This window comes from Streptosporangium sp. NPDC053982, from assembly GCF_055585205.1.
Map to the genome: position 1 here is coordinate 267,357 of NZ_JBVJKQ010000005.1, position 23,899 is coordinate 291,255.

Genomic DNA, 23,899 nt, shown 5'->3' on the forward strand with positions numbered 1-23,899 from the left:
AGGCGGGCACCATGGCGATCCCCGACGAGGATGACGGCGCCTCCCGCCGCGAGCGGCTGCGCCGCCACGGCGAGGTGACCGCCGCGCTGGCGCCGCTCGGCGGCCGGCGGCTCGGCGAACTGCTGGAAGGCGCCGGCCCCCTGGGCGCGGGCGTCGGCGGCGCCGCACTGCTGCTGGACGTCGGCGGCGTGCCGGTGTTCGTCAAACGCGTCCCTTTGACCGACGCCGAGTGCCGCCCGGAAAACGTCATGTCCACCGCCGACCTCTTCGGCCTGCCCGCGTTCTGCCAGTACGGCCTCGGCGCGCCCGGCTTCCCCGGACCGGGCTTCGGCGCCTGGCGCGAACTGGCCGCGCACACCATGGCGACCGGCCGGGTGCTCGCCGGCCACACCGGGGCGTTCCCCCTGCTGCACCACTGGCGGGTGCTGCCCGGAGCGCCGCCGCCGACCGCCGAGCACGACGACATCGACGCCGTCGTGGCCTACTGGCACGGCTCGCAGGCCGTGCGTGAGCGGCTGGAGGCGCTGAAACGCGCCCCGGCGAGCCTGGTGCTGTTCACCGAGTTCGTCCCGCACACCCTCGACGCCTGGCTCGCCGCCCAGGTCGCCGCCGGACCCGAGGCCACCGCCGCGGCGTGCGCGATGCTGGAGTCGCAGATGCTCGGCGAGGTGGCCTCCATGAACGCCGCCGGCCTGATGCACTTCGACGCCCACTTCGCCAACCTCCTCACCGACGGCCGGCGCCTGTACCTCGCCGACTTCGGTCTGGCCACCAGCGCCCGGTTCGACCTGTCGCCCCAGGAGGCGGCCTTCCTGGAGCGCAACCGCACCCACGACGCCGGCTACGCAAGGATGCGCCTGGTCAACTGGCTGGTCAGCGACGTGTGCCAGGTGAGGGGGGAGCCGGGCAGGCCGCCGGAGCGGCGCAACGCCTTCATCCGGGCCTGCGCCGCCGACGGCGCCCTGCCCGCCCTGCCGGACGGCGCCGCCACGACGCTCCCGGACGGCGTCGCCGAGACGATCCTGCGCCACGCGCCCGTCGCCGCCGTCATGAACGACCTCTACTGGGAGCTGTTCGGCACCAGCAGGGCCACGCCCTACCCGGCCGAGCAGGTCGAGCGCGCGCTGCGCGCCGCACCCGCACCGGGCACGGCGGGCACGGGGCCGCGGCCCTAAACTGGCGCGCGACGATCCAGCACTGGAGGTGAGGCCGTGCAACCGGAGAAGAACGGTGCCCCCGGTACATCGATCTCGGCGGTGCTGGAGCGCATCACCTACGCCAACGAGGAGACCGGCTACACCATCGCCCGGGTCGCCACCGAACGCTCCGGCGACGACCTGCTCACCGTGGTCGGGCCGCTGCTGGGCGCCCAGCCGGGCGAATCGCTGCGCCTGACCGGCCGCTGGACCTCCCACCCCCGCTACGGCAGGCAGTTCGAGGTGTGGTCGTACGCCACCGTGCTGCCGGCCACCGTCCAGGGCATCCGCCGCTACCTGGGCTCCGGCCTGATCAAGGGCATCGGCCCGAAGATGGCCGAGCGCATCGTCGACCACTTCGGCACCGAGACCCTCACCGTCATCGAGACCACCCCCGAACGCCTGGTGGAGGTCCCGGGCCTGGGCCCCAAGCGCACCAAGATGATCGGCGCCGCCTGGGAGGAACAGAAGATCATCAAAGAGGTGATGATCTTCCTGCAGGGCGTCGGGGTGTCCACCTCCATCGCGGTGCGCATCTTCAAGCAGTACGGCGAGGCCTCCATCTCCGTGGTGAGGAGCGAGCCCTACCGGCTGGCCGACGACGTGTGGGGGATCGGCTTCAAGACCGCCGACACCATCGCCCAGGCCGTCGGCATCCCGCACGACAGCCCCGAACGCGTCAAGGCGGGCCTGCGCTACACGCTGTCGCAGGCCGCCGACGACGGCCACTGCTACCTGCCGGCGCCCAACCTCGTCGCCGACGCCGTCAAGATCCTTTCGGTGCCGGCCGAGCTGACCGCCTCCTGCCTGGAGGAACTCGTCAGCGAGGAGGGCGTGGTCCGCGAGGAGGTGCCCGCCGGCGACGGCGTCGTCCCGGCGGTCTACCTGCTGCCCTTCCACCGCGCCGAGCTGTCGCTGGCCTCCTCGCTGCGCTCCCTGCTGAACTCCTCCGCCGACCGGCTCGGCGCCTTCACCGGCGTCGACTGGGACGTCGCCCTGGAATGGCTGGGAAGGCGCACCGGCGCCGACCTGGCCCCCGAGCAGGCCCACGCCGTACGGCTGGCCCTGACCAACAAGGTCGCGGTGCTGACCGGCGGGCCCGGCTGCGGCAAGAGCTTCACCGTGCGCTCCATCGTCACCCTGGCCCGCGCCAAGAAGGCGAAGGTCGTCCTGGCCGCGCCCACCGGCCGGGCCGCCAAACGACTGTCGGAGCTGACCGGGCACGAGGCCACCACCGTGCACCGGCTGCTGCAGCTGCGCCCCGGAGGCGACGCCACCTTCGACCGCGACAACCCCCTGGACGCCGACCTCGTCGTCGTCGACGAGGCCTCCATGCTGGACCTGCTGCTGGCCAACAAGCTCGTCAAGGCCGTCGCCCCCGGCACCCACCTTCTGTTCGTCGGCGACGTCGACCAGCTGCCCTCCGTCGGCGCCGGCGAGGTATTGCGCGACCTTTTGGCCGCCGCCGAGGACGTCGTGCCCCGGGTGCGCCTGACCCACATCTTCCGCCAGGCCCAGGAGTCGGGCGTGGTCACCAACGCCCACCGGGTCAACTCCGGCCTGATGCCGGCCCTGGAGGGCATGGCCGACTTCTTCCTGTTCCCCTGCGAGGAGGCCGAGGAGATCGCGGCGCTGACCGTGGACGTGGTGGCCAACCGCATCCGGCGCCGCTTCGGCCTGGACCCGCGCCGCGACGTGCAGGTGCTGGCGCCCATGCACCGCGGCGCCGCCGGCGCCGGCAACCTCAACACCCTCCTGCAGGAGGCCCTGACCCCCTCCCGCGAGGGCATGCCCGAGCGCCGCTACGGCGGCCGCGTCTTCCGCGTCGGCGACAAGGTCACCCAGCTGCGCAACAACTACGACAAGGGCGCCGCGGGGGTGTTCAACGGCACCGTCGGCACGGTCGTCGACATCCGCCCCGACGACCACGGACTGACCGTGCTGACCGATGAGGACGAGCACGTCGAGTACGCCTTCGACGAGCTCGACGAACTCGCCCACGCCTACGCCGTCTCCATCCACCGCTCCCAGGGCAGCGAGTACCCGGCCGTGGTCATCCCGCTGGCCACCAGCGCCTGGATGATGCTGCAGCGCAACCTCCTCTACACCGCCATCACCCGCGCCAAGAGGCTCGTCGTCATCGTCGGCTCGCGCCGCGCACTGGGCCAGGCGGTGCGCACCCGCGGCGCCGGCCGCCGCCACACCAGCCTCACCCACCGGCTGCGCCCGGCCTGAGCGGGAGGCTCAGTCCCGCTCGGGCCGGACGCCCGTACCGTCCTCGGCGCTCTCGCCGTCCGTGCCGCCTTCGCCGCCTTCGCGGTCGCGCCGCCCGGCGGACCAGGCTCCGGCGTCCCGGCTGTAGCGGATCAGCGACCGGGCGAACCGCAGGCGCTCGGCCGGCTCCCACGCCGCGGTGATGTGTTCGAAGACCTCACGCTGCGCGGAGGCGAAGCGGCGGCGCTCGGCCTCGCCGGCGGCGGTGAGCTCCAGCACGGTGCGCCGCCCGTCGGCCTGGGAGACGGCCCGCCGCAGCAGCCCGTCGGCGATGCAGGCGGCGACCGTACGGCTGGCGACGGGCTGGGTGACCCCCATCTCCCCGGCCAGGCCGCCGACCGTCATCTCCCCGGCCGCGTCGGCGACCACGTTCAGGACGAGGTTGCGCGTGAGATCCGCGCGCCCGCCCGCGGTGCGCCGCCGCAGCCGCGACAGCGCGGGCCCGACCTGGTCGAGAAGGGCGTCTTCGGCCTCCGGGGACGGTGCGGAGCTGCTCATGCGGCCATCCTAGGGAACACCGGCCGCCACGCATATCCATACCATGAAGCATGCACATAGCTTTAGGTATATATTCGGGGTGTCCGTGCTCAAGGATCGAGGTAGACGATGTCCATGACCGCCATCACCGGCGCCCGGGTCTTCGACGGCGACAAGACGCTCGGCGTGACCACCGTGCTCATCGAGGACGGGCGGATCGCCCGCGTCGGCGGGCAGGCCCCGCCCGGCGCCGAGATCGTCGACGGCCGCGGGGCGACGCTGCTGCCCGGCCTGATCGACGCCCACGTCCACACCGGCCCGGGCACCCTGGCGCTGGCCCTGCGGTTCGGCGTGACCACCGAACTGGAGATGCAGGGCACCCACACCCGCGGCAACCGGGCCCGCATCAGCGACGACGACACCGTCGCCGACGTGCGCTCCAGCGGCTTCGCCATCACCCCGCCGGGCGGCCACCCCAGCGAGCTGTTCCCCGAGGGCTTCCGCCCCGGCCCGCCCGCGGGCACGAAACCGGCAGGGCCGCCCCCGCTCATGCCGTTCTCCACCACCCCGCAGGAAGCCGCCGCGTTCGTCCCCCGGCTCATCGAAAACGGCTCCGACTACATCAAGTTCATGGTCGACGACGGCAGCATCGAAGGCCACCCCGGCCTGCCCATGCTGGACCAGGCCACCCTGAACGCCGGCGTCGCCGAGGCAAAAAGGCACGGCGTGCTCACCGTCGCCCACACCCTGACCGCGCAGACCACCCGCATGGCCCTCGAGGCGGGCATCGACGGCCTGGCCCACCTGTTCATGGACCGCCCCCACACCGAGGAGATCATCGGCCTCATCAGGGACGCCGGCGTGTTCGTCGTCCCCTGCGTCGTGCTGAACGCCTCCATGATGGGCATCACCGGCGCCGCCCTCGCCGACGACCCGCGCGTCGCCTCCCGCCTGGACGCCGGCTGGGACGAGACCCTGCGCTCCTGCTACGGCCACCACCCCCAGGGCAGGATCGACGACGTCCTGGCCACCGTCAAAGCCCTCGATGAGGCCGGCGTGGACCTGCTGGCCGGCACCGACGCCGCCCTGCCCCTGCCCTTCCTCGGCGGCGTCGCCCACGGCGCCAGCCTCCACCACGAACTGCAGTACCTGGTCCGCGCCGGCCTCACCCCCGTCCAGGCCCTGCGCGCGGCCACAGCCACCCCCGCCCGCCGCTTCGGCCTCGACGACCGCGGACGCGTCGCCGAGGGCCTGCGCGCCGACCTCCTCCTCGTCGACGGCGACCCGGCCACCACCATCTCCGACACCCTCAACACCCGGGCCGTCTGGCGCCGCGGCTCCCGTCTGGCGGCCTGACCTCGCCCGCCGCCCCTCACCCGGGCGTCTACGCGTCCGGGAAGCCGGCCAGCTCGTCCACGGCCCTCTCCAGCGCGGCGTGGACACCACGTTCCAGCATGGTCTGATAGGCCGGGTCTCCTGCCGCCGCGATGCGCCGGATGCCCTGCGCCGAGGCGCTCACCCGCTGCCGGACGATGTCGACGAACCGCCCGGCCGGTCCGTTCCAGCCGTAGGCGTCGAGAAACAGCCGCAGCCTCCGGGGCCTGTCCGCGAACGCGGTGAAGCCCTCCGCCGCCACGACGTCGCGGGCGTGCAGCGGCACCCAGGCGAAGGCGGTGAAGGCGAGGTCCCACTCCGATGTGACGGGAGCGGCGAAATCCCAGTCGAAGAAGCCGGTAAGGCGTCCATCGGCCCAGGCCGCGTTGTAGGGGGCCGCGTCGTTATGGCCGACGATCATGCCGGGCCGCCAGGTCCCTCCCTCGCGCCAGACCGCGTCCGCAGGAGGGACGAAGGTCGCCACGGCCGCGTGGAAGTCACGAAGCCAACGACCCACCTGGCAGAGCGCGTCCTCACCGTGCACCCAGCCGGGCCACGGCCGTACGGTCCCGACCGTTTCGCCGGGCAGGAAGGAGAGCACCTCCCGGCCTCGATCGTCGAATCCCAGCGCGCGCGGAGCCCCGTCGAACCCGGCGGCCTCCAGATGCCGCAGGAGCGCGTGCACGGAGGGCGTCCACGGACCGGCGACACGGCGGACGGTGTCCCCGGCCCGAACCGCTCCGCCGGTGTTCCCTCCGGGAAGGCGATGTTCTTCGATCACGGCTTCATCCTGGCGTACGGCGTGACCGCGTTCCAGCCGGGCGGGGGCCGCCCGTCGGCCGGGCGGGCGGCCCCCGCCGCACCCGGCGGGAAAGGAGCCGCCCCCGCCACCGGCCTCACCACGCCGCAGGAGGCCCGCGCCCTGCGCGCCGCCCCGCCCCCGCCGCCCGGCGGAGCGGGCTCCGGCGTCCCGGCTCAGCGGCCCCCGGCACCCTCCGCCGCCGCGGGATCGGCGCCGGCCAGCTCCAGGAACGCCGCGGCCGCCGGCGACGGCCGAAAGTCCCAGATCAGGTACTCGGCCCGCGTGGGGGCGTCGCGGAGCCGGACGACGCCCAGATCGGCGAACCGCGGCGCGTACGCGGCCGGCAGCATGCCCACCCCCAGGCCCTGCCGTACCAGGTCCACCATGAACTCCGCCGAGGACACCTCGAACGGCACCTCGCGCCGCACCCCCGCGGCCGCGAACGCCTCATCCGACTGCAGCCGCCCGGCGTGGCCGGCGCGGAAGTCGACGAACGGCTCATCGGCCAGGCCGCGCAGGTCCGCCTCACCGCCCGCCAGCGGGTGCTCCGGCGCCACCACCGCGACCAGCTCGCCCGTGCCCAGCCGCAGGCCGCGCACCCCCCGGGGCCGCGCGCGCGGCGGCAGGCCGAGGAACGCCGCATCGAGGCCGCCCCTGCGGACCTGCTCGACGAGTTCCTCGCTGCCCGCCGAGACGAGCGTGATGTGCACCCGCGGGTGGCGCCGGCGGTAGTCCCGCAGCGCGGCCGGCAGGTCGACGGCCGTGACCGTGGGGATCGCACCGACGGCCAGGCGCCCGCGGATCTCCCCGCTCGCGGCCGCCACGTCGGCCCGCGCCCGCGCCGCGGCCTCCAGGCACGCCCGCGCCGCGGGCAGGAACGCCTCCCCGGCCGGCGTCAGCCGCACCCGCCGGCTGGTCCGCTCGAACAACCGGGCGCCCAGTTCCCGCTCCAGGGCGGCGACCTGGTGACTGAGCGCCGACTGCACCACATGGCAGCGCTCGGCCGCCCGGGTGAAGTTGCCGATCTCGGCGACCGCCACGACATACCTCAGCTGCTGCAACTCCACCCACCCATCATGAACCACGATCGATCACGATGAAAACCATGTGTTGGACTCATCGATCGGGTGTCGCGCACCCTTGACCCCATGACGCACACCCCGCGGCACGCCCCCGCCCCCGTCCCCGCTGTCGCGGCCCCCGCCCGGCTTCCCCGCTCCCTGCTGCTGCTGATGTCGGCGGCCACCGGCCTCGCGGTCGCCGGCAACCACTTCGCCCAGCCGCTGCTGGAGGTCATCGGCCGCCAGCTCGGGCTGAGCACCACCATGGCCGCGCTGATCGTGACCGCCGCCCAGGGCGGCTACGCCCTCGGCCTGATCCTCCTGGTCCCCCTGGGCGACCTGGCCGAACGCCGCCGCCTCAGCGTCGGCCTGCTCGCGGCCACCTCGGTGTTCCTCCTGGTGTCGGCCAGCGCGCCCAGCGGCGCGCTGCTGCTGGCCGGCACCGCGCTGACCGCGCTCACCTCGGTGGCCGCGCAGGTCGTCGTCCCCTACGCCGCCACCCTCGCCGCACCCGGCGAACGCGGCCGCGTCGTGGGCACCGTCATGACGGGACTGCTGCTCGGCGGCCTGCTGGCCCGCACCGCGGCCGGCACGGTCTCCGCACTCGGCGGCTGGCGGACGATCTACTGGCTCAACGCGGTCCTCGTCGCGATCGCCGCCGCCCTGCTGTGGCGGTTCCTGCCCCGCCTGCACACCCCCCTCGGGCTGTCGTATCCGGCGCTGCTGCGCTCGACGCTGGCGATGTTCCGCCACGAGCCGCTGCTGCGGTGGCGGGCCGGAATCGGCGCACTGTCGTTCGCCGCGTTCAGCGCGCTGTGGACGGCGCTGACCTTCCTGCTGACCGGCCCGCCGTACGGCTGGCACGAGGCGGCCGTCGGCGCCCTGGGCCTGGCCGGCATCGCCGGAGCGATCGCCACCCCGATCGCGGGCCGGCTGGCCGACCGCGGACGGGTGCAGCAGGTCAGCGGCATCGCCGCCGCGCTGCTGACGCTGTCGTGGCCCCTGATCGCCGCCGGGGCCCTGTCGCCCGTCCCGCTCGTCGCCGGGCTCGTGCTGTTCACCGCGGCCCAGCAGGCGCTGCTGAACGCCGGCCAGAACGTCATCTACGCCCTCGCCCCCGAAAACCGCAACCGGCTCAACTCCGCCCTCATGACCGCGTTCTTCCTCGGCGGCGCCGCCGGCCCGCCCCTGGCCTCACTCGCCTGGACCCACGCCGGCTGGAGCGGCGTCAGCCTGCTCGGCGCCGCCCTGTCGGCCGCGGCCCTCACGCTGTGGGCTCTGGAACGCCTCCGGGCGGCAGCCGGGCGGACAGGCTCCGACCGGCCCCGGGCCTGACCGCGGGGGTGCTGAACGAGATCCAGACGTCAGGAGGCAGGTCCGGCCGGCCTGGTACCCGTCTGCGTTCCTCAGCCCATGCGTCACCGGCGATCTTCGTGGCGACGCGACACCAGAAGTGCACCGCGGCCGTACCAGAAGTGCACCGCGGCCGTGTTGGCGTCCTGAAACGCGACTTCCCACGAACCCGGGTGCCTGGCCACGATCTCCTGGACGGCGTGCAGCCCGATCCCCGCCCGCCGTGCGCCGCGCACCACGAAAAAGCTGTTCAGCACGCGCGTCGGGCCGGTCGAACCGCGGACGAACGCGAAACCGGCAGGGCTGTCACCGCTCGTCAACAGGTACGGCGCCCAGTCGGGCTCGGAGAAGGCCATATGGAGCCGATCGTTGCGGAAGGTTCCGTCGGCGTCGGGCAGCAGACCATGGAACTCCGACATGTCATGGCGGAACATCAGCCACAGCCGCTCCACCACGGGACGGTCGGCGATACCTGCGAGGCGAACGGACACATCCGGCACGAGACTCCTTTGCAGGGGTGGTCAACTTTGCAGGGGTGGTCAACGAGCGAGCGCCGCATGCCCGGATCGGCGATGCCCGGTCCCGGGAGGACACCCGTATGATCAGCGCCGGTCCCGGATGAGCGGCCCCAGAGCATGAAAAAGCCTCCCCGGCGGATGGTCGTATCCGGGCCGGGAAGGCTCACTGCTGACGGAGATCTCAGCAGGTGGGTGCGCGGACCCGCCCTTCACGTGCCCACGGGCACGAGTCCGGGCGCGGGGGAGCTGACGTGAGGCCGCCTGACATGCCCGGCTAAGCGTTGATCGACGCGGCCGACCTGGCGGCCTGCTCGACCTTCGCGCGGTAGGCCGCGCGGGCCTCCTCGTCGATCCGCCCCTCGTGTTCGGGGCGCAGCCCGGTCCGGCCGTCGAGTCCTTCGCGCAGGATGTCGGCGTGCCCGGCGTGCCGGGTGGACTCGACGAGGACATGGACCATGATGGCGAACAGGTTCGTGTGCCGGGCCGGCGTCGACTCCGGCCACCACGGCACGCGGCCGGGGGCGTCGAGGGGAAGGCCGTTGATCGTCGCATCCGAGTGTTCCCAGGTGCGCCGGTAGAACCCGATGATCTGTTCGCGGGTCTCGTCCCCGGCCGCCCACAGATCGCCGCCGTCGGAGTCCTGCCACCGGGGCAGGGGTTCCGGGGACGGGCGGTCGAAGACCTCGCCGAAGTACCTGGCCTCGATGGTGGCCATGTGTTTGACCAGGCCGAGGAGGTTGGTCCCGGTCGCCGTCAGAGGCCGGCGGGCATCGTATTCGGACAAGCCGTCGAGTTTCCACAGCAGCGCCCCGCGGTCCCGCCGCAGTCTCTCGTGCAGGTTGTCCTTCGCGAATTCACCGATCATGCGGCGTGAGCCTACCCTCACCAGGGTTCGATCCCCGGCCGCGCCGCTCGACGACGCCCTGGCGATCCCGGCACGGCGCAAGACCCGCCGCGAGTACGTGAACCGCGTCACCGCCCTCGGAACCCCGGCCTGACCACGATCATCTGCTCGGCGTCAACCGCCGTGCCGACGTTCCCCGAGCCGGCCTCCGCCTCCGCCTACGCCTCTTTCCCCGTCTCCAGCCCCAGCAGCTCCGCCAGGGCCCGCCGCCCGCCGCCGGTGACGCGCAGCGCCCGCCCCGAGCCGATCCGCACCACCCAGCCGCGCTCCAGCAGCGCCGAGCACAACGCCGCCCCCGCGGCGCCGGCCAGGTGGTGACGCCGCTCGGTCCAGTCCAGGCACGGCCGGGCCAGCGGCCGCCGCCCGGACCCCGGCAACCCCACCCCCAGACCGGTGACGAACCACTCCAGCCCCTCCCGGGTCAGGGCGAACCCGGCGTCCTGGCACAGCAGGCCCCGCGCGGTCAGCGCGTCGGTGACCGCCACCCCCAGCCGCCCGGCCAGATGGTCGTAGCAGGTGCGCGCCCCGGCCATCGCCCGCGCCGCGGCCGAGGCCCGCAACGTCACCGGCCGCCCCCCGCCCGGCCCGCCGGCGTGGGCGGCCAGGTCCTCGATGAGCTGGGCCACACCGGGATCGGCCAGCCGCACGTAGCGGTGACGGCCCTGACGCTCCTCGGCCAGCAACCCCGCCTCCACCAGCCGCGACAGGTGCTCACTGGCGGTGGAGGCGGCCACCCCGGCGCCGCGGGCCAGCTCCCCGGCGCTCCAGGCCCGCCCGTCCAGCAGCGCCAGGCAGAACCGCGCCCGGGTGGGATCGGCCAGCAGCGCGGCCAGTGCGGCGAGCGGGACGGGACCGGTGACGGTGACACTCATGCCCCCATCATCGACGGCCGGACGCCGTTACGGCGAACCCGCCCCCGCCGCCCGCCGCGACTTCCCGGCCGCCTCCGCACCGGCGCCGGCCGCGACCGTGACCGTGACCGTGACACGACCATGACACGACGCGGACGAACCGGGGACCCGGCCGCCCGACAGTGGACGGGACCGGCGACGGACGGCGGCGGACGGGGACGGACGGGGACGGGGACGGCGGGTCCCCGGCCGGGCGGCGAAGCCCGGCGGCATGCCGTGCGCGTCGCCGCCCGGCAACGGCCGGCCCCCGAACCGGCCCGGCCCGGCCGCCGCCGTGGCCGTCCGCCGGGCGCAGGACCCCGGCGAAAGCGATCACGAAAAGGAGAATGCCTTGGTCAACGACGGAGGATGGGATCGGCGCTCGGTGCTGCGGGGCGCCGCCGCACTGGCCGGTGCGGCCGCGGCCGTGCCGCTGCTGGGCAGCACGGCCGCGGCCGCCGCGACGACCGGAAGCGGCGACGCGGACGCGCTGTTCAAGGCCGGCAAGTTCGAGCAGGCCGCCCGCGCCTACGAGGAGATCCTGAAACAGGACCCCGCCAACCTGCACGCCGCGCGCCGGCGCGGCCACATCGCACTGCTGTCCAACCGGTTCCCCGACGCCGAGAAACACCTCAAAACCGCCGTCCAGCTGGCGCCCGGTGACAAGGAGGCCAACCGGCTCCTGGCCGACTGCTACATCCGGCAGGACAAGCTCTCCCTGTCGGCGCCGCACTGGCGGGCGGCCGGCGAGGAAAGCTACGCCACCTGGTTCGCGGCCTTCACCGGCGAGCCGTACCGGATCCACGGCGACACCGCGCGCCTGCCCTGGCAGCAGATGGACCCGATACCGCTGGTAGAGGCCTCGGTCAACGGCGGACCGGCGAAACGCTTCACCTTCTACACCGGCGCCCCCTACCTGCATGTCTCAGCGACGGTGGCCCGCGAGGCCGGGCTGAACCCCATCGTCAGCGAGAAGATCGACTACCTGGACGGCGTCGTCTGGGCGCACTACGGAGCGCTGGACTCACTCAGACTGGGCGGCATCGAACTACGCGACGTCCCCGTGAGCTGGTCGTCGACCGAGTCGGGCGCGGACGTCGACACCGACTCCGACGGCATGATCGGCATATGGGTCCTCTACCACCTGCTGACCACCTTCGACTACGCGGGCCGCCAGCTGATCCTGCGCCGCCGGACCCCCGAGACGGCCGCCGAGGCACGCGCCGCCGCCGCACGGGCGGGCGCCGGACCCCTGCCGATGTGGCTGACCCGTGAGAACTCGCTGCACAGCCGGGGCAGCCTCGCCGGCCTCACCGCCTCCGGCCCGCAGGTGGTGGGCACGCTCTTCGGCGGGCAGGGCGAGGTCGCCGCGGTCGTGCTCGGCGATACGTCCGAGCGGCTGCGGATCCGCACCGACCGCGACCGCCCGGTCGAGACCTTCGCCGGCAGCCACCCGGCCGTCGCCTACCCCTGCTACCCCAAGGAGATCCGCCTCGGCGACGCCACCGCCAGGGAGGTCTACTGCTACGCCAACCCGGACGCGCCGCTGGCCCCCAACGGGTTCGACGTGCCGGTCGCCTTCTTCCACTGCTTCCACAAACCCAGCACCGCCACCCTCGACTTCACCGACATGAACCTCTACTACATCGCCCGCGGCAAGGCCGCCTGAGCACCCCGACCGCACGCAGCGGCGCCTCCTGCCGGTTAGCCCCCCCGGGGGGAGGGGGAGGGAGGGCCGGTACGGCCTCCCCCTCGAGGAGGCCGTACCGGCAAAGAGCGGGAGCCACTCCCGATGCCGGCCACTGTCACCCGGCTCCCCGGCCCGGCCACGGCCGGTCCCGGCCCCGGCCCCGGCCCCGCGGCACGCCGGCCACCGCCGCCGGAGAGCCGGGCGACCCCGGGGCCGAGAGGTCCCTGCCCCCTCGGCCCCGGTGGCGGCTCACCCCGCCGCGGCGCGCCGCTCGTAGCGGGCGCGGGCCAGCCGGTGGGCCTGCGACAGCAGCTCCCGCAGCACCCGCGCGGTACGGGGACCCGGGTTCACCACCGCCAGCCACGACTGGGCCCCGTAGAGCGGGTGGGCGATCACGGTGTCCTCGGCGTCACCGCCACCGCCATCGCCGCCCGGGCCCTCACCCCCGCCGGACCGGGTCCCGCCGCCCGGTCCGGAGTCCGCCCCGGACCGGGCGGCGGGACCCGGCTCGCGCGGCGCGTGACCGCTCCAATGGACGAACGCCTCCCTGCCGGCGGCGACGTTCACCCGGAAGGCGCCCGGCCGCTCCAGGCGGGAGGTCTCGTCCTCGGGGTAGTTCTTCGTCACGATCGTCGCGAAGGGCTGGACGGTCGTCGGCACGACGCCGTCGGGGGAGTAGTAGAAGAACGCATCCCCCCAGACCAGCTCGGGGGTGCCGTCGCCGGGCTGCGGCCTGACGGCCAGGACGCCCTCCAGGCCGCTCACGAAGTCGATGATCTCATCCATGGTCATGCCTTCAAGCGTCACATTAAAGTGCTTGTGGAGACTTCACCGCATGCCACCAGGGGTTCCACGATGCCAAGCCGCGAATCACCCGAAATGCGTACCGTGGACGTCGCGCGGCGCTGCGGCTACTCCGTCCAGCAGGTGCGCAACCTCGAGCGCGACGGCGTGCTGCCCCCGGCGGCCCGCTCGGCCGCCGGCCACCGCCTCTACAGCGGCGTCCACCTCGCCTCGGCACTGGCCTACCGGGCCCTGGCCGCCGGCGCGGGCCCCGCCGAGGCCAGGAGAATCGTCCGGGCCGCCCACCGCTCACCCGCCTCGGAGGCGCTTGCCCTGCTCGACGCGGCGCACGCCCGGCTCGACGCCGAGCGCACCCGGCTGAGGCGGGCCCGCGAGGCCGCCCGGGAGATCTCCGCCGAACCGATCGGCGACGTGCGCGCCGGCGACGCGATGAGCGTCTCCGAACTCGCCGCCGCCCTGGGCGTGCGGGCCTCGACACTGCGGCACTGGGACGCCGAGGGCCTCGTCGTGCCCGACCGCGACCGCGCGGCGCGCCGCTACACCCCCGCCCAGGTCCGCGACGCCCGGATCGTCCACCAGCTGCGCGCCGCCGGATACCGCATCGCGCCGCTGCGGGCCCTGATGCCGCAGCTGCGTGAGCCGGGCGGCCGGCAGGACGTCACCGCCGCGCTGGACGCCCGCGACGCCTCCGTCACCGCCCGCTCCAGGGCCCTGCTCGACGGCGCGGCCGCGCTCGTCACCCTGCTCGCCCCCACCGGGACGCCGCGCACCCTGCCCGCGTGAAGTGCACGCGGACCGAAGGAGCGTGCACTCACGCGTAACGACAGACAGCACCGCGGCAGGCAGCCTTCGAAGGAAGCAGGAGAAACGTTCCGCAAAGGAGAACCGCCCATGTCGCAGCGAACGCAGGCCCGCTCCGCCCGCCGTCTTCCCCGCAACGGGGGAATCCACACGAAGGCCGTCACACCGAGGCGTCTGGCCGCCCTCGGCGCCGCGATCGCGCTGATACCCGTCCTGGCGGCCGGCCCGGCCCAGGCGTCCTCCGCCGGCGCCGCCCGCCACGCGGCGGCGGTCCGTGGCGTCCACGTCTACGACGACACCGGCTTCTCCGGCCCGAACACCTGGCTCAACGGGGACGTCGGCAAGTGCTACTACGTCGGGTCGGGCTGGAACGACAGGATCAACTCCGCCCGCACCGAAAGCAGCCGCCTGGTGGAGCTGTGGGACAACTACGACTGCACCGGGGGAGCGATCGTCGTCGACAGAAGCGGCTACGGATCCATCGGCAACTGGGTCAGCGCCTACCGCATCCGCTAGCCCGGGGATCGGCCGGCCTTCGAGGAGGATCGCACCCGGTCCTCCTCGAAGGCCGCAGAAGGCGCACCGCGCACCGGGGAGCGCGGCCGGGAGGGCGGCGCGGACAGGACGCGGGCCGCACCGCGGCACCGCCGCCGGTCTACCCGCCGGTCAGCCCGGCGGCCCTTCCGCGCGCACCGCGGCGCACCGCTGCCGGAACCGGCGCGGGGACACACCGTAGGCGCCGCGGAAGGCCTGGCTGAAGTGCTGGAGGTTGGTGAACCCCCACCGGGCCGCGATCGCGGTGATCGTGCGCTCGGCCAGCAACGGCTCAGCCAGGTCGCGCCGGCACCGCTCCAGGCGCCGCTCACGGATCCAGCCGGCGACGGTGTGCTCCTCATCGCGGAACAGCTGATGCAGGTAGCTCACCGAGATGTGATGGGCCGCGGCGACCGCGGCCGGGGTCAGACGGGCATCGCCCAGGTTCGCCAGGATGAACGCACGGATCCGGGCGAGCAACACGCGCCGCCGGCCGCCCGGAGGCACCGCGCCGCGGGCCTCCAGGGCGCCGGCCAGCGCGGCGGACACGACGTCGAGGGTCAGGGCGGAGACCCGCATCGCCTCGGCCGGGCTGAACTCCTCCAGGCGCCGGGCCAGCTGCAGCAGGAACTGCGAGGCCAGCGCGCCGACACCCCGATCACCCCGGATGCGCAGCGGGCCGAGCCCCCGCAGGTCCCGCTCGGGCAGCGCCAGCGCCGAACCCGGGAACTGCAGCGACAGCACCTGGCCGCCCGCGGGGCCCTCCGCCCCGAACCCGGTCAGGTAGGGGTGCGAGCTGTCACGGAGCATCAGGTCCCCGACCCGAAGATCCGCCTGCCGGCCGGCCTGCTCGGCGACGGCGTGACCGCGCACGACGCAGGTCACCAGAAAGGTCCCGGGATCGGACCGGCGGATCAGCCGGGGCGTGCGCCGGATCGTCAGCGACGGCGCGGTCAGCACGCTCACCTGAAGGGGCCCGAACCCGCCCAGAGCGACCCGCGCCTGGAACGCCCCTTCCAGACCCGGTTCGCAGTGCGCGTCCAGCGGCATCCACGTCTTCGCGCTCATCTCACGCCAGAAGGCGAACCGCTCCTCCACCGGGACCTCGGCGAAGCCGACCACGTCCATGGTTTCTCCCCATCGAAGCGCCGCTGCGGATCCGACCCAGCATCACCCGGCCAAGCCCCCGCGCACAACACCCGCCTGCGACGCCCGCCACGGCCGTCACGCGGAAAGGCCCGGCCGCGCCCACCCCGCCGGAGCCGATGACACCCGGCCACACGGCCACACCGACAGCCGGCACCGTGGCCCACGACAGCCATCCACGACAGCCGGCCCGGCCGCCCCCCCGGCGGCACCCCGCCGGGGGGCGCTCACACCGGCAGCTCGAAGATGTGATCCAGCGCCGTCACCTGGAACAGATGCCGCAGATACGACGTCAAAGCGACGATCCGCAGACCCGCCTCCTGCTCCCGCGCGACGTTGTAGACGTTGATCAAAGCGGCCAGGCCGGAGGAGTCGATGAAGTCGAGCCCCGACAGATCCAGGTCGAGCCGGCCCACCCCGCCGCCCAGCGCCTCCTGCGCCGCGGCGACCAGCTCGGCCGCGGTGTCGTAGTCCAGGTCGCCGGTGAGCGCCAGCAGCACGGCGCCCGGCTCGCGGCTTCGCACCTCGGTGCGCAGCGGGGTCTTCTCCAGCATCTGGCGTCAGTTCTCCAACTCGCTGTGGCCGCCGTCCGCGGCGGCGATACCGCACCGCAGGATACGGCGGGCCCGGGGAAAGTCTCGCAGCTCATCGTGGAACAGGCGCAAGCCGCCGCTCAGCGCCCGCCCCGGCACCCCCCGCGCCCCCAGCACCCCGGCCGTCCAGGACACGAACCCGGCGAACAACTCATCGTCATCGACGTACAGGGCCGCCCCCAAAAAGTCCAGGATGTGGGCCAGATCGTCGGCGGTGGCCTCCAGCTGCGCCGGATCGTAGGCCGCCATCGGCGGGAAGGCGGCCACCATCTCGCTCATCACCGTCTGCAGCAGCTGCGCCCGCCGCCGCGTCAGATGCGTGTACTCCTCATCGTCCAGGTGGGCCAGCGCCACCGCGGGGGAGGGGAACGACGGCAGGCCCCCCTCGGCCAGCAGGTCGGCCGCGGCGTCGGCACTGGGCGCCCAGGCGTCGGCGCCCAGCAGCCGCGCGAACCGGCCGTCGGCGCCGAACCCCGCCCCGCCGGCCAGCACCGGCACCCCCACCGCCTGGCAGGCGCCGATCATGGCGTGCGCCCGCGGCAGCCGCAGCGCCAGCGCGCACCCCAGCGCCACCGCGTCCGGCCCCGTCTGATGCAGATGGGTGATCAGATGCGGGCCCGGCACCGACGCGCCCAAAAAGTCGACGTGCCAGCCGCGCAGCCGCAGCACCTCCGCCAGCAGCCGCGTGGGCAGCGCGTGGTACTCGCCGTCGGTGCAGGCCACCGTGATGCGCCCCAGGTGCGGCCGGGGCCGCACCCGCGCGGCGACCGCCGCCACCGCCCGCTCGCTGATCGCCGTGGCGGCGTGCTCACGCGCCACCGACCAGTCGTTGGCCGCCCACAGCTCACCCACCCGCCGCTGCGCCGGGGCGATGAGGTCCAGCAGCACCCGCTCGGCCGGCACCCCGGCCTCCAGCAGCTCCAGCACCACATCCACCGCGCCGAACTCGTCGGCGCGGCCGATGTGGCCGAAATAACGCTCACCCGCGGCCCGCAGACCGGGAAAGACGGCAGTGGTGCTCATCGCGGGCCCTCCGCTCGTACGGCCAGCAGAGCCCGGTCGTCCTGGACCCGCCCGGCCAGCCACTCGGTGCTCAGCTGCTCCAGCCGCTCCACCACCGCCGAGGCCGGCATGCCCGCGCACCCGGCCAGCGCCGCCTTCAGCCGCTGCCCGCCGTACATCTCCCGGCCCGACGGGCCGCCGAACGCCTCGGTGATGCCGTCGCTGTACAGCAGGCACACCTCACCCGGCGCCAGCTGCACGGTGACCGGCTCCAGCAGGATCCGGCGCATCGCCCCCAGCATCGAACCGCGGGAGACGACCTCGGTGACCGTGCCGTCGGCGCGCAGCACCAGCGGCGGCGGATGCCCGGCCACCGCCAGCTCCAGCCGCACCCCGCCGTCGCCGTCGGCGGCCAGGGAGCCCAGCACCAGCGTGACGAAGGAGTTCGGCACCGGCGAGGCCAGCAGGCAGCGGTTCAGCAGCTCCACCAGAGGCCCGGGCCGGCGCTCCAGCAGCGCCAGCGCCCGCAGCGACTGACGCACCTGCCCGGCCAGCACCGCCGCCCGCGGCCCCTTGCCGCACACGTCCCCCAGCATCAGCAGCGCCTCACCTCGCGCCGTACCGGCCGGCTCCCCGCCGGGTGCGGCGTCCTCGGGCGGGCAGACGTCGTAGAAGTCACCGCCGACCAGGCTGGTCTGCAGGGCCGCCCGCAGCGACCCCGCCAGCTCCGCCCCGGGCGGCTGCGGCAGATGCGGCGGCAGCAGCCCCCCGGTCAGGATCGCGTTCGTCGCCCCCTGCTCCTGGTACAGCGCCGCCGCCGAGATCGCCGCGCCCGCCCGGGAGGCGAAGACCCGCACCAGCGTCTCGGTCTCCTCATCGAACGGCTCACCGCCTGCGCCGCGGGCCAGGAGCAGTGCCCCGGCCGGGACCCCGTTGCCCGGCAGCGGCGTCACCAGCAGGTGCGCGGCGGCGCCGAACCCCTCCGGCAGCAGCCACTGCGGCACCTGCGCCGGATCCAGCCACCGGCTGGGCACCGGCGGGAAACCCGCCAGCGCCTCGGTCAGGCCCGGCACCTGGGCGACCTCGGCCGCCCCGATGACCCCCTCCTGCAGGACCGGCCGGCCCGGCACCGACCGCAGCCACGGCGCCTGACGCCGCGCCGCGGGCGGCAGCACCACCATGGCGACGTCGGCCAGGAACGGCGAGGCCAGCTCCACCGCGGCGCGGGCGCAGCGGCGCGGATTGAGCGAGGAGGCCAGACGGCGCCCGGCCTCCAGCAGGAAACCGGTGCGCCGCCGCTCGGCCAGCAACGCCTCGGTGCGGTCACGCTCGACGGTGACGTCCCGCAGATACCAGGCGCGGTGGCCCACTCCGAAGGACTCGCGCCGCACCAGCAGCCGCCGCCCGCCGTGCACCGCCTCGCGGCCCTCGCCCTCGGGACATCCGGCATCGAACAGGCCGGCCTCCGTGGAGGCGGCCTCCGTCCCCGGCAGTACGGCCGGCAGCAGCCGCGCCGCCGCGGCGTTGCGCGCCACCACCGTCCCCGCGGCGTCGCACAGGACCACCCCTTCGCCGCAGGCGTCCACGACGGCGCGCAGCAGCGCCTCATCCGGCGCCCGCGCCGCGACGTCGTGGAAACCCCCCGGCGGATCGCCGCACACACCGGTGCGCAGGCCGCCACGGGCATCACCGTGCGCGTCGCCGTACAGGCCGGCGGAGGCCTCACCACCTGCGGCGCCGGCGCCCCGGCCGGCGGACCGAGCTGCGGTCATCACCCAGACCTTCCGACAGACCTTCCGAATCGAGCGGTCAAACCACCCTATCCTCCGCACCGTCCCGGCGGGCCCGCCGGCCACCCTCCGTCACCGACCGCCGCACCACCGCGGGCCCCTGTGCACCCCCGCGCACCGTCTCGGCCCCGTGCCCCCGTCACCGTACGGAGACGCCCGCCGCCCTCCACCGATCTTCTGACGGATCGTCGGCACGATATTGACTCCACGAAGTGACGTAAACGTGACCGAACTCGGCTGAACCAGGCAACCGTACTGCGCATCACCTACTAAAGTTTTGAACGCACCTTGCTGCTATGGGGGAGAAAGTCGTGCTAGACGTGGAACGCCGCAGCCTCCGGACGCCACTGGCCGCCATGGCCATGACGACCGCCGCCCTTCTGGCGACCTCCTGCTCCGGTGGAACGGCGGCGCCCGACCCCGCCGCCGAAGGACAGAAGGCACCCGCCAAAGAGACACCCGCCGGGGCCGCCATAAAGATCACCCCGGGACAGGGCAGCGGCACCGTCGCCCCGAACCGGAAGATCGTCGTCACCGCCGCCGGCGGCCCCCTCGAGGAGGTCACCGCCGAAAGCGACGGAAAACCCGTCGAAGGCACCTTCGACACCGGGCGCACCAAGTGGGTCTCCAAGCGGGCACTGAAGCCCTCCACCGCCTACACCGTCTCGGCCCGCGCCGGCGCCACCACCGCGCAGAGCAGCTTCACCACCCGTAAACCCAAGGTCGAACTGAAGGTCTCCGACGTCACCCCCGCCCTCAAGGGCGAGAAGGTCGGCATCGGCGCCCCCATCATCGTGACGTTCAACAACCCCGTCACCAACAAGGCCGCGGTGGAAAAGGCCCTGCACGTCGAATCCGAGAAACCCTCCCAGGGCGCCTGGCGCTGGACCAGCGACACCACCGTCATCTACCGCACCGCGAAATTCTGGCAGCCCCACCAGAAGGTCACCTTCCGCGCCGACATCACCGGCGTCCAGAGCGGCAAGGACGCCTACGGCGTCGAAGACTTCACCAAGACCATCCGGATCGGCGCCGCCCAGACCGCCGTCGTCAACGCCCGCACCCACAAGATGGTCGTCAAACGCGACGGCAAGGTCGTCAAGACCATGCTCATCAGCGCCGGCAACGGCTCCACCCGCGAATACACCACCACCAGCGGCGTCCACCTGACCATGGGCAAGGCCAACCCCGAACGGATGATCTCCCCGGGCCGCAAGAAGGGCGACCCCGGCTACTACGACCTCATGATCAACCACGCGGTGCGGTTCTCCAACAGCGGCGAATACGTCCACGCCCTCAACAACGTCTGGGCCCAGGGCCGCCAGAACGTCAGCCACGGCTGCATCAACGCCCGCCCCGACCAGGCCAAGTGGTTCTACGACCAGGTCCAGCGCGGAGACGTCATCACCATCACCGGCACCAGCCGCAAACTGGAATGGAACAACGGCTGGGGCTTCTGGCAGATGCCGTTCAGCCAGTGGAAGAAGGGCAGCGCCCTGACCGGCGCCGACAGCTGACCCCCTGCCCCCGCGCCGGCCAGACGACCACCGCAAGGCGCAGGCGGGGGAGAAGGACCCCTCCATCAGGGCCCCGCGCGCCGCACCGGCGCACGGGGCCCCGGCCTTTCTCCGCCCTCCCGAGCCCTCTGTACCCGTGTGCGAGCATCGGACGTACCGGCCGACGCGCCACCACCCCCGGCCCCGGCGCTCTCACCGGACGGGCGACGGGCGGCATACGGCGTGATGCCCGGCAGGGCCGCCCAGATCACCAGAGCAGACCAGGACGCGCCACCGGCGAAGCCGGGGGAGGGGAGGCGACCCCACCCGAGCGCCCGGCACGTTCACCTCCGCCCCGGGGGAGCGCCGCATCTCACAGCAACGGCAGCTGCCGATGACCCGGCAACGCCAGCGGCAAAGGCTGCTCCGGCCGCTCGGCCCCCAGCCCGTAACGCGCCGCCAGCTGCAGCACCTGAGCCGTCACCGCCCGCACATACCCCTCCTCGGCGTCCGCACCCCGCGCGTACAGCTCGCCGTAACGCTCCACCAGCCGCGGATGACGCTCACCCAGCCACGCCAGATACCACTCCCGCGCCCCCCGCGGCAGCCGCAGCACCCGCGGCTCCACACTCACCGCCCCCGCCGCCGCGACCCGCCGCACCGTCGCCGCCAGCTGATCCGCCGAATCGGTCACCAGCGGCAGCACCGGCGCCATCGCCACCCCGCACGCCACCCCCCGCTCACCCAGCTCCGCCACCAGCTCCAGCCGCTTCTGCGCGCTCGGCGCCCCCGGCTCGGCCCACCGCCGCACCTGCTCGTCGACGAACGCGATCGACACCACCACCCCCGCCCCCGGCGCCCCCGCCAGAAGCCCGGCGTCCCGCAGCACCAGCGGGCTCTTGGTGAACACCGTGAACGGCGCCCCCGCCTCCCGCAACGCCGCCACCACCTGCGGCATCAGCCGGTAGACCTCCTCAGCGGGCTGGTAGCAGTCACCCCCCACCCCCACACTCACATGCTCGCCGTCCCACACCGAGGCCAGCTCCGCCCGCAACCGCCGCACGATGTCGGGCCGCACCACCACCGTCGAGTCGAACCCCGCCCCCGCATCCAGCCCCAGCCGCCGATGCGCGCCCCGCGCCGCGCAGTACCGGCACCCCAGCTCACACCCCCGGTACGGGCTCAGCGACCACCCGCCGCCCGAACGCTCCAGCGCCACCCGAGCCGGAGCCTCATAACACGTCAGATCCCCCAGGACACGCCGGACGGCGCTGCGCCCGATCCGCGGCCCGCCCCGCGGCGGCGGCTCCTCCAGCAACGCCGGCGACTCCCATCGCATCCGATCAGTGGAACACGCATTCGACACCACCCGCAAGTCGCCTCCGTCCCCTCCCGCCCCGCCGCCCGCGCAAATCCACTGGCCCGGCATCGCCCGCCACCCCTACGCTGAGCGGATGCTCAACCCCTCCTACCCGCTGCGCACCGAACGCCTCATCCTGCGCCCCTTCACCGAAGACGACCTGCAGGCCCTGCACGCCATCCACCGCCTGCCCGAAGTCGCCCGCCACCTGTACTGGGAACCCCACGACCTGGAGCAGACCCGCACCTCCCTGAAGAAGAAGATCACCTCCTCGGCCCTGACCGACGAGGGCCAGGCCCTCAGCCTGGCGGTGGAGCTGACCGCCACCGGCGAACTCATCGGCGACGCCACCCTGTTCTGGCACAGCCGCACCCACGAAAGCGGCGAGATCGGCTACATCTTCCACCCCGGCCACCACGGCAACGGCTACGCCACCGAAACCGCCCGCATGCTGCTGCACCTGGGCTTCGGCGAACTGGGCCTGCACCGCATCACCGGCCGCCTCGACGGCCGTAACCACGCCTCGGCCCGCGTCCTGGAACGCCTCGGCATGCGCCGCGAAGCCCACCTGGTGGAAAACGAGCTCGTCAAAGGCGAATGGACCGACGAGGTGATCTACGCGATGCTGCGCCGCGAGTGGGACGCCCGGCCCTGAGGCAAGGAGACGCGATGACCATCCTGCACCTGGCCCTGGCCGCCGACTGGGACGCCGCCCGCCAGGCGGGGGAGTACCGCGTCTCCACCCTCGGCCGCACCCTGGAGGAGGAGGGCTTCATCCACGCCTGCGCCGACGAGGCTCAGCTGCACGCCGTCGCCCGCCGCTACTACCGCGACGTCACCGTCCCGCTGCTGCTGCTGACCATCGACCCCACGGGCCTGGACGTCCGCCTGGAGGTCCCCGCCGGCGCCCAGGAGGCCTTCCCCCACCTGTACGGGCCGCTGCCGCTCACCGCGGTCGTCTCCGCCGCCCCCTACAGCCGCCCCTGACCCCTGACCCCTCACCCGCCGCGCGCCGGCGGCCGGAACCGCAGGGCGGGGGCGGCCGGAACCACGATCCCGCCGCCCCCGCCCGCGCCTCGCCCCCGGGGGAGGGGGGGACACGCCCTCCCCCGGCGACGATCCGCCCGCCGTCCATCACCACCAGCCGGTCGCGCAACTACTCGGCCTCGTCCATGTAGTGCGTCGTCAGCACCAGCGTCACCCCCTGCCTCCGCAGGCGGAACAATCGCTCCCACAGCAGGTGACGCGCCTGCGGGTCCGGCCCCGTGGTCGGCTCGTCCAGCAGCACCAGCGCGGATCGCCCACCATTGGGACCCAGGAAACCGAACGCCTCACCCGGCGCCACGTCCAGATCGGTCCCATCGACCGCGGTGAAATCCCCGAAACGTTTGACCAGGCCCCGCGCGTGAATAAGAGACTGCACAGCCACGAACCCGGACCGTAACAAAAACCCCCGACAACCCCGAAAGAACCGAACCCCCGCCCACCGGCCCGCCCCCCGAGCCCCCGAGCCCCCGGCGACCCACCCGCGAAGGACACCCATGTCGGACTCCCTGCTCATCCCTGCCGTGACGATCCTGCTCGCCCTCATCGCCATCGCTCTCATCATCTGGGCCGTCCGCATCACCCAGCGCCCCCGCAACGCCCTGCTGCACGGCGGCCTCAGCCCCGAACTCCTCGCCCGCGCCCTCGAACTCAAAACCACCGGCCACACCGACCAGGCCGTCTTCCTCGTCCGCGGCGAAACCGGCCTCAGCCACCGCGCCGCCACCCGCCTGGTCAGAAGGCTCAAGGCCTGAACGGCGACCCGGCGACCGGCCACGTCGACGAACCC

At 73.8% G+C, this 23,899-nt stretch carries 25 protein-coding genes; 12 read left to right on the top strand and 13 right to left on the bottom strand.

Features of this window, described 5'->3' with window-relative positions; genetic code table 11:
* Nucleotides 1-11 precede the first annotated feature (11 nt).
* Together ACZ6W9_RS10890 and recD2 are read left to right on the top strand one after the other, a co-directional pair.
* Nucleotides 12-1,175, top strand: a complete 1,164-nt coding sequence (locus tag ACZ6W9_RS10890; RefSeq protein ID WP_470117445.1) for a serine/threonine protein phosphatase — start codon at nt 12-14, stop codon at nt 1,173-1,175.
* Nucleotides 1,176-1,211: 36 nt separating this feature from the next.
* Nucleotides 1,212-3,431 (top strand): SF1B family DNA helicase RecD2, encoded by a 2,220-nt coding sequence (gene recD2 / locus ACZ6W9_RS10895; protein ID WP_389967831.1) that lies wholly within the window; start codon nt 1,212-1,214, stop codon nt 3,429-3,431.
* A gap of 9 nt (nt 3,432-3,440) precedes the next feature.
* Here recD2 and ACZ6W9_RS10900 read toward each other — a convergent pair whose 3' ends face one another.
* Nucleotides 3,441-3,968 carry a MarR family winged helix-turn-helix transcriptional regulator gene (locus tag ACZ6W9_RS10900; protein ID WP_389967829.1) on the bottom strand — a complete coding sequence of 176 codons (528 nt, stop codon included), beginning with the start codon at nt 3,966-3,968 and terminating at the stop codon, nt 3,441-3,443.
* A gap of 108 nt (nt 3,969-4,076) precedes the next feature.
* On the opposite strand from ACZ6W9_RS10900, the gene ACZ6W9_RS10905 reads away from it, so the two are divergent.
* Nucleotides 4,077-5,303: an amidohydrolase family protein gene (locus ACZ6W9_RS10905; protein ID WP_470117447.1), complete on the top strand. Its 1,227-nt coding sequence runs from the start codon at nt 4,077-4,079 to the stop codon at nt 5,301-5,303.
* A 28-nt stretch (nt 5,304-5,331) separates the two neighbouring features.
* On the opposite strand, the gene ACZ6W9_RS10910 is transcribed toward ACZ6W9_RS10905, so the two are convergent.
* Both ACZ6W9_RS10910 and ACZ6W9_RS10915 read right to left on the bottom strand, forming a co-directional pair.
* Nucleotides 5,332-6,102: an aminoglycoside phosphotransferase/kinase family protein gene (locus tag ACZ6W9_RS10910; RefSeq protein ID WP_470117448.1), complete on the bottom strand. Its 771-nt coding sequence runs from the start codon at nt 6,100-6,102 to the stop codon at nt 5,332-5,334.
* Nucleotides 6,103-6,296: 194 nt separating this feature from the next.
* The gene (locus ACZ6W9_RS10915) at nt 6,297-7,190 is read right to left on the bottom strand and encodes a LysR family transcriptional regulator (RefSeq protein ID WP_470117449.1); all 894 of its coding nucleotides are present in this window, start codon (nt 7,188-7,190) and stop codon (nt 6,297-6,299) included.
* A gap of 81 nt (nt 7,191-7,271) precedes the next feature.
* Between ACZ6W9_RS10915 and ACZ6W9_RS10920 the strand changes: the two genes are divergently transcribed.
* Nucleotides 7,272-8,519 carry an MFS transporter gene (locus ACZ6W9_RS10920; RefSeq protein ID WP_389967821.1) on the top strand — a complete coding sequence of 416 codons (1,248 nt, stop codon included), beginning with the start codon at nt 7,272-7,274 and terminating at the stop codon, nt 8,517-8,519.
* Nucleotides 8,520-8,602: 83 nt separating this feature from the next.
* On the opposite strand, the gene ACZ6W9_RS10925 is transcribed toward ACZ6W9_RS10920, so the two are convergent.
* Complete coding sequence (locus ACZ6W9_RS10925; protein ID WP_470117451.1) at nt 8,603-9,037, bottom strand: GNAT family N-acetyltransferase; 435 nt, start codon at nt 9,035-9,037, stop codon at nt 8,603-8,605.
* Nucleotides 9,038-9,329: 292 nt separating this feature from the next.
* Complete coding sequence (locus ACZ6W9_RS10930; RefSeq protein ID WP_389967819.1) at nt 9,330-9,920, bottom strand: DinB family protein; 591 nt, start codon at nt 9,918-9,920, stop codon at nt 9,330-9,332.
* Here ACZ6W9_RS10930 and ACZ6W9_RS10935 point away from each other — a divergent pair.
* On the top strand, nt 9,919-10,053 hold the full coding sequence (locus tag ACZ6W9_RS10935; protein ID WP_389967817.1) for a hypothetical protein: 135 nt from the start codon (nt 9,919-9,921) through the stop codon (nt 10,051-10,053). The two genes, ACZ6W9_RS10930 and ACZ6W9_RS10935, sit on opposite strands and share 2 nt — an antisense overlap.
* Nucleotides 10,054-10,117: 64 nt before the next feature.
* Here the strand turns inward: ACZ6W9_RS10935 and ACZ6W9_RS10940 are convergent, their stop codons facing one another.
* Nucleotides 10,118-10,831, bottom strand: a complete 714-nt coding sequence (locus ACZ6W9_RS10940) for an ArsR/SmtB family transcription factor (RefSeq protein ID WP_389967815.1) — start codon at nt 10,829-10,831, stop codon at nt 10,118-10,120.
* Nucleotides 10,832-11,201: 370 nt separating this feature from the next.
* On the opposite strand from ACZ6W9_RS10940, the gene ACZ6W9_RS10945 reads away from it, so the two are divergent.
* Nucleotides 11,202-12,518 carry a tetratricopeptide repeat protein gene (locus ACZ6W9_RS10945; RefSeq protein WP_389967813.1) on the top strand — a complete coding sequence of 439 codons (1,317 nt, stop codon included), beginning with the start codon at nt 11,202-11,204 and terminating at the stop codon, nt 12,516-12,518.
* A gap of 270 nt (nt 12,519-12,788) precedes the next feature.
* On the opposite strand, the gene ACZ6W9_RS10950 is transcribed toward ACZ6W9_RS10945, so the two are convergent.
* On the bottom strand, nt 12,789-13,331 hold the full coding sequence (locus ACZ6W9_RS10950) for a DUF6194 family protein (RefSeq protein WP_389967811.1): 543 nt from the start codon (nt 13,329-13,331) through the stop codon (nt 12,789-12,791).
* A gap of 87 nt (nt 13,332-13,418) precedes the next feature.
* Between ACZ6W9_RS10950 and ACZ6W9_RS10955 the strand changes: the two genes are divergently transcribed.
* Both ACZ6W9_RS10955 and ACZ6W9_RS10960 read left to right on the top strand, forming a co-directional pair.
* Nucleotides 13,419-14,126 (top strand): MerR family transcriptional regulator, encoded by a 708-nt coding sequence (locus tag ACZ6W9_RS10955; RefSeq protein ID WP_470117454.1) that lies wholly within the window; start codon nt 13,419-13,421, stop codon nt 14,124-14,126.
* 108 nt (nt 14,127-14,234) lie between these two features.
* Nucleotides 14,235-14,660: a peptidase inhibitor family I36 protein gene (locus ACZ6W9_RS10960; RefSeq protein WP_389967807.1), complete on the top strand. Its 426-nt coding sequence runs from the start codon at nt 14,235-14,237 to the stop codon at nt 14,658-14,660.
* A 150-nt stretch (nt 14,661-14,810) separates the two neighbouring features.
* Here the strand turns inward: ACZ6W9_RS10960 and ACZ6W9_RS10965 are convergent, their stop codons facing one another.
* The 4 genes from ACZ6W9_RS10965 to ACZ6W9_RS10980 all read right to left on the bottom strand — a co-directional run bounded on the left by ACZ6W9_RS10965 (nt 14,811) and on the right by ACZ6W9_RS10980 (nt 19,191).
* Complete coding sequence (locus tag ACZ6W9_RS10965; protein ID WP_389967805.1) at nt 14,811-15,806, bottom strand: AraC-like ligand-binding domain-containing protein; 996 nt, start codon at nt 15,804-15,806, stop codon at nt 14,811-14,813.
* Between the two features lie 245 nt (nt 15,807-16,051).
* On the bottom strand, nt 16,052-16,378 hold the full coding sequence (locus ACZ6W9_RS10970; protein WP_389967803.1) for an STAS domain-containing protein: 327 nt from the start codon (nt 16,376-16,378) through the stop codon (nt 16,052-16,054).
* 6 nt (nt 16,379-16,384) lie between these two features.
* Nucleotides 16,385-17,440, bottom strand: a complete 1,056-nt coding sequence (locus ACZ6W9_RS10975) for a cobalamin B12-binding domain-containing protein (protein WP_470117457.1) — start codon at nt 17,438-17,440, stop codon at nt 16,385-16,387.
* Complete coding sequence (locus ACZ6W9_RS10980; protein ID WP_470117459.1) at nt 17,437-19,191, bottom strand: PP2C family protein-serine/threonine phosphatase; 1,755 nt, start codon at nt 19,189-19,191, stop codon at nt 17,437-17,439. Before ACZ6W9_RS10980 ends, ACZ6W9_RS10975 begins: the two co-directional genes overlap by 4 nt.
* Before the next feature lie 314 nt (nt 19,192-19,505).
* Between ACZ6W9_RS10980 and ACZ6W9_RS10985 the strand changes: the two genes are divergently transcribed.
* Nucleotides 19,506-20,726: a L,D-transpeptidase gene (locus ACZ6W9_RS10985; protein WP_389967797.1), complete on the top strand. Its 1,221-nt coding sequence runs from the start codon at nt 19,506-19,508 to the stop codon at nt 20,724-20,726.
* Between the two features lie 352 nt (nt 20,727-21,078).
* Here ACZ6W9_RS10985 and ACZ6W9_RS10990 read toward each other — a convergent pair whose 3' ends face one another.
* Complete coding sequence (locus ACZ6W9_RS10990; RefSeq protein WP_470117461.1) at nt 21,079-22,044, bottom strand: radical SAM protein; 966 nt, start codon at nt 22,042-22,044, stop codon at nt 21,079-21,081.
* A 7-nt stretch (nt 22,045-22,051) separates the two neighbouring features.
* On the opposite strand from ACZ6W9_RS10990, the gene ACZ6W9_RS10995 reads away from it, so the two are divergent.
* Nucleotides 22,052-22,720 (top strand): GNAT family N-acetyltransferase, encoded by a 669-nt coding sequence (locus ACZ6W9_RS10995; protein WP_470117463.1) that lies wholly within the window; start codon nt 22,052-22,054, stop codon nt 22,718-22,720.
* 14 nt (nt 22,721-22,734) lie between these two features.
* Nucleotides 22,735-23,052 carry a DUF952 domain-containing protein gene (locus ACZ6W9_RS11000; protein ID WP_470117465.1) on the top strand — a complete coding sequence of 106 codons (318 nt, stop codon included), beginning with the start codon at nt 22,735-22,737 and terminating at the stop codon, nt 23,050-23,052.
* 169 nt (nt 23,053-23,221) lie between these two features.
* Here ACZ6W9_RS11000 and ACZ6W9_RS11005 read toward each other — a convergent pair whose 3' ends face one another.
* Nucleotides 23,222-23,494, bottom strand: coding sequence for a P-loop NTPase family protein (locus ACZ6W9_RS11005; RefSeq protein WP_389967789.1), 273 nt, complete (start codon nt 23,492-23,494; stop codon nt 23,222-23,224).
* A gap of 112 nt (nt 23,495-23,606) precedes the next feature.
* Between ACZ6W9_RS11005 and ACZ6W9_RS11010 the strand changes: the two genes are divergently transcribed.
* On the top strand, nt 23,607-23,864 hold the full coding sequence (locus tag ACZ6W9_RS11010) for a hypothetical protein (RefSeq protein ID WP_362937959.1): 258 nt from the start codon (nt 23,607-23,609) through the stop codon (nt 23,862-23,864).
* The last annotated feature ends 35 nt before the right edge of the window (nt 23,865-23,899 follow it).